This is a genomic window from Frigoribacterium sp. VKM Ac-1396 (genome assembly GCF_015350895.1).
Classification (GTDB): domain Bacteria; phylum Actinomycetota; class Actinomycetes; order Actinomycetales; family Microbacteriaceae; genus Frigoribacterium.
In genome coordinates this window covers 304,556-317,309 of sequence record NZ_JADKSD010000002.1, presented here as the reverse complement: position 1 = coordinate 317,309, position 12,754 = coordinate 304,556, and the positions used below count along the sequence as shown (strand labels likewise).

The following is a 12,754-nucleotide window of genomic DNA, read 5'->3' as shown; positions in this document are numbered from 1 at the left end:
GCGGCGGGGTCAGGAGGCGCGGGTCGGCTGAGTCGCGCCGCGCGCGTCCGCCTCGGCCCGCGCCTCCTCGGCCTCTTCGTGCTCGCGCTCGAAGGCGTCGCGCACGAGTCGGAACCACAGGAAGACGGCGAAGCCGGCGAAGACGACCCACTCGATCGCGTAGAAGACGTTGAGCCAGTTGAACTGGACGTCGGAGGCGGGAGGCGCCGAGTCGATGGCGTCGAGCGACCGGGGCGCGTCGTCGGAGACGACGTAGCCGCCGTAGACCTGGCCGTCGAAGCCGGGCCACTCGTTGATCAGGGCCGCCACCGAGACGACGGTCTGCGCACCGCTCTCGAAGTCGCTCTCGGTCGGCGACTCGGACGGGAAGTACCGGCCCTCGACCGTGACGGTCGACGTGGCGGCGACCGCGGACTCGGCGGCCTCGGCCCCGTCTCGCGTGGCCGACCAGCCGAGGCCCACCGGCAGCGAGGCGCCGTTCGCGTCGTCGACGAAGCGACCGATCAGCCAGTAGCCGGTCTCGCCACCGTTGACCCGGTCGCCGACGACGGCGAAGTCGTCGGGGTCGAACTCACCCGTGACCGACACCCGCTGGGCACCGAGCGAGTCGGCGAACGGAGTCTGCGGCGTGGCCACCGACGAGAGCACCTTGGTGGTCTCGGTCTCGGGGTTGACCACCTGCACGCTCTCGACGCTGCGCTCGATCTGCCAGTGGCCGAGCCAGGCGAAGATCGCGGCGACCACGAGCGCGAGCCCGAGCAGGGCGATCCACCGCGGGCGGCGGGCGACCTGCCACATCGTCTCGGGCAGCGGATCGCCGTCGACTCCGAGGAGGGCGGGGCGCTGCTCGGTCTGGGTCACGTCGGTGATCGTACCTCTCGTCGTCGACGAGCTCGCTGGGACGTCGAGCGGATCGAGACGTCGAACGCAGCTAGCTACGATCGGATCGGGTCGACGAGCGGACGGGGCCGGGTCTCAGTACTCGGGGTCGCGCTGGCGCGCCGCCCGCTGGTCGCTCTGCTGGCCGGCCTGCTCGGCCCAGAGCCGGGCCTCGTCGGCGTCCATCGCGTCGAGGTCGTCCAGATCGTCGTCGCCGTCGCCGTCGTCGCCGTCGCCGTCCGCGTCACCCTCGCGTCCCGCGCGCGTCGAGCCGGGCCGCCCGGCGGCGGCCCGCGCCGCGCCCGCGCGCACCCGCTCGGTCTCGCGCTCGTCGTCGTCCTCGGTGACCTCGGTCTGGTCGAGGTCGTCACCCGCGAGCGCGGCTTCCATCAGGGCGATCTCGTCGCCGCTGCGCGCCTCGCGTTCGAGGCGGCGCGCCTCGGCCTCGGCCCGCTCGGCCTTCTTGCGCGACCGCAGCAGCACGGACCCGATGCGCTCGCTGTTGGACGCGAGGACGGGCCCGAGCACGGCCATGATGAGCACGTAGAGCCCGGCGAAAGGCTGCAACCGTTCGTCGAGCCCTGCTCCGGCCGAGAGCGTCGCGAGGATCAACGCGAACTCGCCCCGGTTGACCAGGATGACCGTGGTGTTGATGCCCGCCTGCGGCCCCAGCTTGTTGAGCCAGGCGACGAACTGGCCCGCGCCGACGTTGAGCAGCACCGTCATGCCGACCGCGATCGCGACCGGCCCGAGCACGCTCGGGAAGAGCGCGGGGTTCAGCCCGAGGCCGAAGTTCAGGAAGAAGAACGCCCCGAAGACGTCGCGCATGGGCAGGGCGAACTGCTCGACCCGGTTGCGGAACTTCGTCGCCCCGATGATCAGGCCGATGAGGAAGGCGCCGATCGCGTCGGTGACGCCGAGCACCTCGCCGAGGCCGGCGAAGAGCACGGCGAGGCCGAAGAACAGCACCGTGAAGAGTTCGTCGTCACGGGTGCGCATGAGCCTCGACACGACCCGACCACCCCACCGGGCCACGCCGAACATCGCGACGAGGAACGCGAAGGCGATGCCGAGCTTCAGGATCACCGGCCCGGGGTCGGTCTCGCCGCTGAGGACGACCGAGACGATCGCGAGGTAGATGGCGATGAAGATGTCTTCGACGACCGTGACGCCGAGGATCATCGGCGTCTCGCGGTTGGCCAGGCGGTTCAGCTCGATCAGCAGCTTGGTGACGATGGCGCTCGACGACGTCGCCGTCATGCCGGCGATGATCAGCGCCTCGCGCGTGCCCCAGCCCAGCATGAAGCCGAAGACCAGCCCGACGCCCATGTTGATGGCGATGTAGCTGCCGCCCGAGACGATCAGACGCCCGGCGTTCGAGAAGAACTCGTCCTGGTCGAACTCGAGCCCGAGGTTGAACAGCAACAGGATCAGCCCGAAGATCGCGATCAGCTCGATGTTGTCGGACTCGAAGCTGAGCGGGAACCAGCCCGTGTTCGTGCTGGCGAGCAGGCCGACGATCATGTAGATCGGGATCGACGGCAGCCCGATCAGCTTGCCGGCACGACCGAGCACGTAGGCGATCAGCAGCAGGATGCCGAGGACGATCAGCTCTTCACCCAGGTGCATCGGGCCTAGCCCCCGGGCGGCGCGTCGACCGGCGAGCGGTGCTTCAGTTCGCCGGTGCGGTAGAACGAGAACGCCTTGGCGACCTTCTCGGGCGAACCGGCCACGACGAGCGTGTCGCCGGGGAACACCTTGAAGTCGCCCGACGGGGCGGGGTTGGCGGCGTCACCACGGACCACGGCGACCACCGTGAGGCCCACGACGCCCTTGGCGCCGAGGTCGCCGAGCGGCTGGCCGGCGATGTGGTCGTCGTAGTCGACCGTGAACCAGTCGATGCTGAGGCCGGGGATCTGGTCGAGTGCCGACAGCGATTCGGTGATGCGCGTGCCGCCGAGCAGCTCGGCGAGCGTGTGCGCCTCGTCTTCGCTGAGGCGCAGCGAGACCTTCTTGACGTGGTCGCCGTCGACGTCGTCGCTGAACGTGATGAGGTCGCTGTGACCCGAGCGGTGCGTGATGACACCGCACTTGCCGCCGTCGTCGGTGATGAAGGTGTGCAGCACACCCACGCCGGGGAGCTTGACTCGACGCACGTCAACCATGGTTCGTCTCCAGTGGACTCGGGGGCAGTCGTCTCAGCTTAGCGGCGGGGTCGGCCGCGGCAGCCGGGCTGCTCACGAGGGGGAGAACCTCTCGCGACGGCCCGTTGTTCCCGACTCGCACCACCGACGCCGACCCTCGGTCGCCGGCTCCCTCGGCGCCGGGGTCGCGGATCGCCTCGCGATCCCTTCAGCTCCACCGCGGGAGGCGCGGTGCTGGTCGAACCGGCACCGCGCCTCCTGCGGGTGGTCGCGTGAGCGACCCGGCGTCAGCCCTGGCGACCGCCCGGGCTGCTCGCCGACGTGTCGTCGCCCGGCGTGCCCGCCGGCTCGGTGACCTTCTCGCCCGGCTTGGGCGCGCCTCCTTGGTCGGCCCCCGCGACGACCATGTCGTCCTCGTCGAAGCCGAAGGTGATGTCGGGCGCCTCGAGGCGCACGCGGTCGGCCGACTCGTCGTCGGGCTCGAGCTGGCTGGCCCGCTCGGCCGCGACGCGCTTGAGGTAGTTCGCGACCTCGGCCTCGGCCTCGTCGTCGCTCCAGCCGAGCACGTCGGCCATGAGCTTGGCGGCGACCGGGGCAGCGGACTCGCCGCGGTCCCAGGCCTCGATCGAGATGCGGGTGCGGCGGGCCAGCACGTCTTCGAGGTGCAGGGCGCTCTCGTGGCTGGCGGCGTACACGACCTCGGCCCGGATGTAGTCGTCGGCCCCGGGCAACGGCTCGGCGAGCGAGGGGTCGTCGCGGATGAGGTCGAGCACCTCGTCGGTCAGCGTGCCGTAACGGTTCAGCAGGTGCTCGATGCGCACCTTGTGCACGCCGAACGCCTTGGCGATCTTGCCGCGCTTGTTCCACGCCGCGTGGTAGCCCTCGGCGCCGAGAAGCGGGATCTCCATCGTCGTGCTCTCGGGCGTGCGACCGTCGAGGGCCGCGACCGCCTCGTCGATGGCGTCCTCGGCCATGACCCGGTAGGTGGTCCACTTGCCGCCCGCGACGACGACGAGCCCCGGCACGGTGTGCGCGACGATGTGCTCGCGCGAGAGCTTCGACGTCTGGTCGCTCTCACCGGCGAGCAGCGGACGGAGGCCGGCGTAGACGCCCTCGACGTCGGCCCGCGTGAGGGGCACCGCCATGACCTTGTTGACGTGCTCGAGGATGTAGTCGATGTCGGCCGCGGTGGCGGCAGGGTGGGCCTTGTCGAGGTCCCAGTCGGTGTCGGTCGTGCCGACCAACCAGTGGCGGCCCCACGGGATGACGAACAGCACGCTCTTCTCGGTGCGGAAGATCATGCCCATGTCGGAGTGGATGCGGTCGCGCGGCACCACCAGGTGCACGCCCTTCGACGCCCGCACCTTGAACTGGCCCCGCTCGCCGACCATGGCCTGGGTGTCGTCGGTCCAGACGCCGGTCGCGTTGACGACCTGCTTCGCCCGGATCTCGAAGTGCTCGCCGGTCTGGTAGTCGTGGGCCTTCACGCCGACGACCCGCTCGCCGACCTTGACGAAGCCCTCGACGCGGATGCGGCTCGCGGCGTGGGCGCCGTAGCTCGACGCGGTGCGCACGAGCGACGACACGTAGCGGGCGTCGTCGACCTGGGCGTCGTAGTAGGTGAGGCCACCGACGACGGCGTCCTTCGACAGGCTCGGGATCGCGCGCAGCACCTGCGTCTTGCTGAGGTGGCGGTGGTGGGGCACGCCGGGCGGTCGGCCACCGGTCCAGCTGAAGATGTCGTACAGCGCCATGCCGGCGCCGATGTAGAAGCGCTCGTAGACCGGCTTGCTCAGCGGGTAGAGGAACCGCACGGGCTTGACCAGGTGCGGCGCGAGGCGCTGCAGCAGCAGACCGCGTTCGATGAGGGCCTCGCGGACGAGCCGGAAGTTCAGCTGCTCGAGGTAGCGGATGCCGCCGTGGACGAGCTTCGACGAGCGGCTCGACGTGCCCGAACCCCAGTCGCGCGCCTCGACGATGCCGACGCTCAACCCGCGGGTCACGGCATCGAGCGCGGACCCCGCCCCGACGATGCCACCGCCGATGACGAGGATGTCGAGTTCTTTCGTCTTCAACGCCTCGACTGCTGCGGCCCGTTCGTCGGGGCCGAGCTTCGAGGAGAGCGAAACGGACGCGGACTTGGCCATGCGAGCCTCCATCGTTGGATTCGGTCGGCCCGGCCTCTCGACCGGACCACCTCATCAAACGCTAGTGGGGCTGGTAGGGGGCCACAACCACTTCGACCCGCTGAAACTCTTTCAGGTCGCTGTAGCCCGTGGTCGCCATCGAGCGCCGCAGGGCCCCCATGATGTTCGACGTGCCGTCGACCGTCGTGGCCGGGCCGTAGAGGATCTTCTCGAGCGAGCCGATGGTGCCGACCTGCATGCGGCGACCGCGGGGCAGCTCGGGGTGGTGCGCCTCGGCGCCCCAGTGGTAGCCACCGCCAGGCACGTCGTCGGCCCGGGCCAGCGCCGCACCGAGCATGACGGCGTCGGCACCGCAGGCGATCGCCTTGACCAGGTCGCCCGAGGTGCCGAGGCCCCCGTCGGCGATGACGTGCACGTAGCGCCCGCCCGACTCGTCGAGGTAGTCACGGCGCGCGCCGGCGACGTCGGCCACGGCGCTCGCCATCGGGGCGTGGATGCCCAAGGAGGCGCGGGTCGTGCTGGCGGCGCCGCCCCCGAACCCGACGAGGACGCCCGCGGCACCCGTGCGCATCAGGTGCAGGGCGGCGGTGTAGGTCGAGGCGCCACCGACGATGACCGGGACGTCGAGCTCGTAGATGAACTTCTTGAGGTTCAGCGGCTCGCTGCTCTTCGAGACGTGCTCGGCGCTGACCGTCGTGCCGCGGATGACGAAGAGGTCGACGCCGGCGTCGACGACCGTCTGGTACAGGTCTTGGGTGCGCTGGGGGCTGAGGGCGCCGGCGACGGTGACGCCGGCCGCGCGGATCTCGGCGAGGCGGTCGCGCACCAGCTCGGGCTTGATCGGCTCGCTGTAGATCTCTTGCATGCGGGCGACCGAGTCGTCGTCGGAGAGCTCGCGGATCTCGGCCAGGACCTCTTCGGGGTCGTCGTAGCGCGTCCACACGCCTTCGAGGTCGAGGACGCCGAGGCCGCCGAGCTGACCGATGCGGATGGCCGTGGCCGGGCTGACGACGGAGTCCATCGGCGCGGCGATGACCGGCGACTCGAACTGGAACGCGTCGATCGACCAGCCGACCGAGACGTCTCGGGGGTCGCGCGTGCGCCGGCTCGGAACGATGGCGATGTCGTCGAACGCGTACGCGCGGCGGGCTCGCTTGGAGACGCCGATCTCTACCTCAGTCACCGTGCCACCCTACCGGAGCCGGGGGTCGCACCCCCGGCCCGGTGGATCAGCGGCGGTAGTTGGGGGCCTCGACGACCATCTGCAGGTCGTGCGGGTGGCTCTCTTTCAGGCCGGCCGCGGTGATGCGGACGAACTTGCCGTTCGCCTTGAGCTCGGCCACGGTGCGTCCGCCGACGTAGAACATCGACTGACGGAGTCCGCCGCTGAGCTGGTACACCACGTTGTTCAGCGCGCCACGGTAGGGCACCTGGCCCTCGACGCCCTCGGGGATGAGCTTGTCGTCGCTCGGGACGTCGGCCTGGAAGTAGCGGTCCTTCGAGTACGAGGTGTTCTTGCCCCGGGTCTGCATCGCACCGAGCGACCCCATGCCGCGGTAGTTTTTGAACTGCTTGCCGTTCACGAAGACCAGGTCGCCCGGGCTCTCGTCGCAGCCCGCGAGCAGCGAGCCGAGCATGACGGTGTCGGCGCCGGCCACGAGGGCCTTCGCGATGTCGCCCGAGTACTGCAACCCGCCGTCGGCGATGACCGGCACGCCTGCCTCTCGGGCCGCCAGCGACGCCTCGTAGACCGCGGTCACCTGGGGCACGCCCACGCCGGCGACCACGCGGGTGGTGCAGATCGAGCCAGGGCCCACGCCGACCTTGATGGCGTCGGCACCGGCGTCGACGAGCGCCTGCGCACCGCTGCGGGTGGCGACGTTGCCGCCGATCACGTCGACGTGCGCGAAGCTCGGGTCGGCCTTGATGCGGCGGATCATGTCGAGCTCGCCCGAACTCTCGCCGTTGGCGGTGTCGACGACGAGCACGTCGACGCCGGCGTCGCGGAGGGCGCAGGCGCGCTCCCACGCATCGCCGAAGAAGCCGATCGCGGCGCCGACCCGAAGGCGGCCCTCGTCGTCCTTGGTGGCGTCGGGGTACTTCTCGCTCTTGTCGAAGTCCTTGACGGTGATGAGGCCGCGCAGGTGACCGGCCTCGTCGACCAGGGGCAGCTTCTCGATCTTGTGCTGGGCGAAGATGGCGATCGCCGAGTCGGGGTCGACGCCCTCGGGCGCGGTGATCAGCGGCGCCTTCGTCATGACGTCGCGGACGAGCGTGGTCGACATCTCGAACGGCGACACGAAGCGCATGTCGCGGTTGGTGATGATGCCGACGAGGGTGCCGTCGCCTTCGACGACCGGCAGGCCCGAGACGCGGAACTGCCCGCACAGGGCGTCGACCTCGGCCACCGTGGCGTCGGGCGTCGTCGTGACGGGGTTGGTGATCATGCCGGACTCGCTGCGCTTGACCTTGTCGACGTGCGCGGCCTGGTCGGCGATCGAGAGGTTGCGGTGGATGATGCCGATGCCGCCCTGGCGCGCCATGGCGATGGCCATGCGCGACTCGGTGACGGTGTCCATCGCGGCCGAGAGCAGGGGCACCGCGACCCGGATGCGCTTGGTGAGCTGCGACGAGGTGTCGGTCTCGCTGGGGATGACGTCGGTGCGGCCCGGCAGCAGCATGACGTCGTCGTAGGTGAGTCCGATGAATCCGAACGGGTCCGGCTGGTCCATGAGTCCCCTTCGAAGGAGCGAGATGAGGGTGGGTGGGTTGGCACCGGTTCGCCGTCGAGTCCGGTAGTCGATATTAACCCAGCCCGCGCCTCCTGCATTCCTGCCTCCGGCGTCCCGCCGGGGCGGTGAGGAGGCGCGGTGCGACCCCCGGCGCACGCAACGAACCGGCACCGTTATCGATCCGACACACGGAAGATTCGTGATTCTCGCTCGCGATGGGGGATTCTGTACCGACTCCACTCCGTCTTGCACCTGAAACATGCTCGACACACGGCGGAGTTACTGTCAGCGACGACGACGCCCCGGGAGCAGAACGAGACCGCCCGAATCTCGACGGGGCGCTTCCCACCAGGAGGTTTTGTGAGACTCTCGACGACCATCGCGTCGCGGCCCCGGCTGCGGCAGTCCCTGATCGTGACGGCCTCCGCCGTGCTGCTCGGGCTCATGGCCACGTTCGCCGCCGCGACCGTCGCCCCCACGTCGGCCCAGGCCGCGCAGGCCGCCTGTGTCACCAGCCCCACGACCGGCTGCATCCAGGGCACCATCCGCGACAGCGAGGGTGAGCCCGCCGTGGGAGTCGACGTCGTGGCGACCGGGGCGAGCGACTTCGAGGAGACGGGCACGACCGACGACACCGGCCGGTGGACCATCGCCGTGACCGAGGCCGGCCCCTACAGCGTCACGGTCGACACCGAGTCGCTGCCCGACGGCCAGTTCTTGGTCAACGCCGACAACGCCGAGCGCACCGTGAACGTCAACCTCGGGGCCTCGGCGAGCGCGCTGTTCGCCCTGACCGCCGAGGAGGGCGCCGTCACCGGCGACGCCACCGCCTCGAGCTTCAACTGGGACCGCTTCGCCCAGCAGTTCGCCTCGGGCATCCGCCTCGGCCTGCTGCTCGCTCTGGCCGCCATCGGCCTGTCGCTCATCTACGGCACGACCGGTCTCAGCAGCTTCTCGCACGGTGAGCAGGTGACCCTCGGTGGTCTGCTGGCGTACTCGTTCACCTCGATCGGGGTGCCGCTGATCCTCGCCGCCGTGCTCAGCACCGTCATCTGCGCCGCGACCGGCTACCTGCAGGACCTCGCCATCTGGAAGCCCCTGCGCAAGCGGCGGCTCAGCCTGACGCAGCTCATGATCGTCACCATCGGCCTCTCGATCGCGCTGCAGTACGCGTTCCAGTACTTCTACGGCGCCGGCACCGTCCGCATCGACCGCGACAACCCGTCGACCGTGACCTTCCTCGGCATCACGCTGACGGTGCAGTCGTACGTGGCCATGGCCATCTCGGTCGTCGTGCTCGTCGGCACCGGGCTGTTCCTGCTGAAGACCCGCACCGGCCGTGCCACCCGCGCGGTCTCGGACAACCCGGCCCTGGCCGCGGCGTCGGGCATCGACGTCGACCGCATCATCCGCCTGGTCTGGACGCTGGCCGCCGGCCTCGCCGGCCTGTCGGGCGTGATGCTCGGCCTCGTGCTCAACGGCGTCAACTGGATGACCGGCCTGCAGATCCTGCTGCTGATCTTCGCCGCCGTCACGCTGGGCGGGCTCGGCACCGCCTTCGGAGCCCTCGTCGGCTCGCTGATCATCGGCATCGTCGTCGAGCTGACCAACATCTGGCTGCCCGGCGACTTCAAGTACGCGACGGCCCTGCTGATCCTGATCCTGATCCTCGTGTTCAGGCCACAGGGCATCTTCGGTCGAAAAGAACGAGTGGGCTAAGGGGCAACGACCATGTACTTCATCGAACTCCTGCGGGCGCTGAGCGCCGAGGCACTCGCGCCCACGACGGCCGCCTTCGCCATCGCGGCGATCGGCCTCAACATCCATTTCGGCTTCACCGGCCTGATCAACATGGGCCAGGCGGCCTTCCTGCTACTCGGTGCCTACGGCTTCGCCATCTCGATCAGCAACGGCCTGCCGCTCGGACTGGCCGTCATCATCGCCCTGGTCTGCTCGCTCGTCTTCGCGCTGATCCTCGGCGTGCCGACCCTGAAGCTGCGAGGCGACTACCTCGCCATCGTCACGATCTGTTCGGCCGAGATCATCCGGTACGTCGGCCGGTCGAGCATCTTGACCGACACGACCGGTGGCTCGAACGGCATCCCGGGCGCCTCGTACCGCGAGGCGTTCACCGCCCTCTCACCGTTGCCCGACGGCCAGACCACCATCCTCTGGTTCACGTACGACAACAACGGCGTGAGCGGCTGGTGGATCCGCATCGTCGGCTGGAGCATCGTCGCGCTGCTCTGCCTGCTGGTCTTCCTGCTCAGCCGGAGCCCGTGGGGCCGCGTGCTCAAGGGCATCCGCGAGGACGAGGACGCCGTCCGCAGCCTCGGCAAGAACGTCTACTCGTACAAGATGCAGGCGCTCGTGCTCGGTGCGCTGATGGGGTCGCTCGCCGGCATCATCTACGTGCTGCCGAGCTCGGTGCAACCGGACAGCATGGGGCGGTCGATGACCTTCTTCATCTGGACGGCCCTGCTGCTCGGTGGCGCGGCCACCGTCTTCGGCCCGGTGCTGGGAGCGATCCTGTTCTTCGTGACCCGCCTGCTGGTGCGCACCCTCGCCGGCGACTTCATCCCGTCGAGCATCATGAACGGCCAGCAGGCCGAGCAGTTCTCGTACGTCCTCGTCGGCATCGCCCTGATGCTGCTGATCATCTTCAGGCCACAGGGCATCCTCGGAAAGAAGAAGGAGTTGGCGTTCAGTGTCTGACACCTCGAGCACCACCACGAGCACCACCCCCAGCGGCAGCACCCGGCCCCGCCGCGAGGGCTACGACTACGACCGCACGGTGCTGCGCTCGAAGCTCGCCACCGTCGAGAAGACCCCGGGCTCGGCGAAGCCGGACCCCATCCTGACGGTCGACAACGTCGTGCGTCGCTTCGGCGGCATGACCGCCGTCGACGTCGGGCACGTCGAGGTGCAGCGCGGAGCCATCACGGCGCTCATCGGCCCGAACGGTGCCGGCAAGACGACGTTCTTCAACCTGCTGACCGGGTTCGACAAGGCCTCGTCGGCCCCCACCGCGTTCAAGCGCAGTGGCGCAGGAGTCGCGAAATGGGTCTTCGAGGGCAAGGCGATGGGCAACGTCGGCGCCGCCAAGGTCGCCCGCTCGGGCATGGTGCGCACCTTCCAGCTCACCAAGGCCCTCTCGCGCCTGACCGTCATGCAGAACATGCTGCTCGGCGCGAAGGACCAGCCCGGCGAGAACTTCTTCGTCGCCATCGTCGCGCCGCTCTGGCGCAAGCGCGAGCGCGAGATCGAGGCGAAGGCCGAGGACCTCCTCGCCCGGTTCAAGCTGCTCGAGAAGAAGGACGACTTCGCCGGCAGCCTGTCCGGCGGCCAGCGCAAGCTGCTCGAGATGGCCCGCGCCCTGATGAGCGACCCGGCCATGATCATGCTCGACGAGCCGATGGCCGGCGTGAACCCGGCGCTGACGCAGTCGCTGCTCGGGCACATCCAGAGCCTGCGCGACGACGGCACCACGGTGCTCTTCGTCGAGCACGACATGCACATGGTCCGCCACATCTCGGACTGGGTGATCGTCATGGCCGAGGGTCGCATCGTGGCCGAGGGCCCGGCCGACACGGTCATGGACGACCAGGCCGTCATCGACGCCTACCTCGGCGCGCACCACGACACCGACCTGGGCGACGACTCGCTGCTCGACGACGCCACGCTCGAACAGCTCGAGGAAGAGGTTGCGCGCGAGGACGCGGCGCGCGCGGCCGAGGCGACCGGCGCCTCCTCGTCCGCGGGAGGCGTCGCAGGACGCGACCTGCCCGGCCACCCCGACCCCTCGACGCCGCAGGCCACGAACGCGGCCGACGACCAGCTGTCCGACGGACGGCAGAGCGGAGACAAGCGATGAGCACCGCACAGGACGGCGCGGGCGCCACCACGGCCCCCAAGCACCCGGGCACCGAGAAGTTCGCCGGCGTCGAGCCGGTGATGAACGCGACGGACCTCGTCGCGGGTTACCTGCCGGGCGTGAACATCCTCAACGGGTGCGACCTGGTCTGCTACCCCGGCGAGCTGATCGGCATCATCGGCCCGAACGGCGCCGGCAAGTCGACGCTGCTCAAGGCGCTCTTCGGCCAGGTCAAGATCCACTCGGGCTCGGTCACCCTCGGTGGCACCGACATCACGAACCTCAAGGCCAACAAGCTGGTCGAGGCCGGCGTCGGCTTCGTGCCGCAGACCAACAACGTGTTCCCCTCGCTCACCATCGAGGAGAACCTGCAGATGGGCATGTTCTTGCGGCCCAAGAAGTTCGCCGAGCGCCTCGAGGTCATCTACGACCTCTTCCCCGTGCTCGCCGACCGTCGCGGCCAGCGCGCCGGGTCGCTCTCGGGCGGCGAACGCCAGTCGGTCGCCATGGCCCGCGCCCTGATGATGGACCCGAAGGTGCTGCTGCTCGACGAGCCGTCCGCCGGCCTGTCGCCCGTGCGCCAGGACGAGACGTTCATCCGCACCCGTCGCATCAACAAGGCCGGCGTCTCGGTGATCATGGTCGAGCAGAACGCCCGCCGCTGCCTGCAGATCTGCGACCGCGGCTACGTGCTCGACCAGGGCCGCAACGCCTACTCGGGCACCGGCCGCGAGCTCGCCGACGACCCCAAGGTCATCGAGCTGTACCTCGGCACCCTGGCGAAGGACGTCGAGGGCGCCTGACGCCCCCTGCGCCGCCCTGAGGCCCCGATCACGCCCCGGCGTGGTCGGGGCCTCGTGCGTGCGCCCGGCGGCGGGTCAGGGGGGTGTCGGGGCGTCGGGGCGTCGGGTGCGTCGAGGCGTCGGAGTTGCGCACCGCGTTTCGTGCAGCACACCCGGTCTCGACGCGGTGCGGTGC

At 69.8% G+C, this 12,754-nt stretch carries 10 protein-coding genes; 4 read left to right on the top strand and 6 right to left on the bottom strand.

Going from position 1 to position 12,754, the window contains the following annotated elements; all coding sequences use genetic code 11:
• Positions 1–9: 9 nt before the first annotated feature.
• The 6 genes from ITJ55_RS08585 to guaB form a co-directional block, all read right to left on the bottom strand.
• Positions 10–861 carry an SURF1 family protein gene (locus tag ITJ55_RS08585; protein WP_056259631.1) on the bottom strand — a complete coding sequence of 284 codons (852 nt, stop codon included), beginning with the start codon at positions 859–861 and terminating at the stop codon, positions 10–12.
• Between the two features lie 114 nt (positions 862–975).
• Positions 976–2,508: a cation:proton antiporter gene (locus tag ITJ55_RS08580; RefSeq protein WP_194595011.1), complete on the bottom strand. Its 1,533-nt coding sequence runs from the start codon at positions 2,506–2,508 to the stop codon at positions 976–978.
• 5 nt (positions 2,509–2,513) lie between these two features.
• Positions 2,514–3,044, bottom strand: a complete 531-nt coding sequence (locus ITJ55_RS08575; protein ID WP_043595745.1) for a cation:proton antiporter regulatory subunit — start codon at positions 3,042–3,044, stop codon at positions 2,514–2,516.
• Between the two features lie 266 nt (positions 3,045–3,310).
• Positions 3,311–5,170, bottom strand: coding sequence for a glycerol-3-phosphate dehydrogenase/oxidase (locus ITJ55_RS08570; RefSeq protein WP_082486686.1), 1,860 nt, complete (start codon positions 5,168–5,170; stop codon positions 3,311–3,313).
• Between the two features lie 61 nt (positions 5,171–5,231).
• Complete coding sequence (locus tag ITJ55_RS08565) at positions 5,232–6,353, bottom strand: GuaB3 family IMP dehydrogenase-related protein (RefSeq protein ID WP_194595010.1); 1,122 nt, start codon at positions 6,351–6,353, stop codon at positions 5,232–5,234.
• Between the two features lie 46 nt (positions 6,354–6,399).
• Complete coding sequence (gene guaB, locus ITJ55_RS08560; protein ID WP_194595009.1) at positions 6,400–7,902, bottom strand: IMP dehydrogenase; 1,503 nt, start codon at positions 7,900–7,902, stop codon at positions 6,400–6,402.
• Between the two features lie 360 nt (positions 7,903–8,262).
• On the opposite strand from guaB, the gene ITJ55_RS08555 reads away from it, so the two are divergent.
• The 4 genes from ITJ55_RS08555 to ITJ55_RS08540 all read left to right on the top strand — a co-directional run bounded on the left by ITJ55_RS08555 (position 8,263) and on the right by ITJ55_RS08540 (position 12,579).
• Positions 8,263–9,621, top strand: coding sequence for a branched-chain amino acid ABC transporter permease (locus tag ITJ55_RS08555; protein WP_370544085.1), 1,359 nt, complete (start codon positions 8,263–8,265; stop codon positions 9,619–9,621).
• Positions 9,622–9,633: 12 nt separating this feature from the next.
• Positions 9,634–10,617, top strand: a complete 984-nt coding sequence (locus ITJ55_RS08550) for a branched-chain amino acid ABC transporter permease (protein WP_056259640.1) — start codon at positions 9,634–9,636, stop codon at positions 10,615–10,617.
• 79 nt (positions 10,618–10,696) lie between these two features.
• Positions 10,697–11,776, top strand: coding sequence for an ABC transporter ATP-binding protein (locus ITJ55_RS08545; protein WP_370544147.1), 1,080 nt, complete (start codon positions 10,697–10,699; stop codon positions 11,774–11,776).
• Between the two features lie 80 nt (positions 11,777–11,856).
• Entirely contained in the window at positions 11,857–12,579 is a 723-nt protein-coding gene (locus ITJ55_RS08540; RefSeq protein WP_194595583.1) for an ABC transporter ATP-binding protein, read from the top strand.
• Positions 12,580–12,754: the final 175 nt, after the last annotated feature.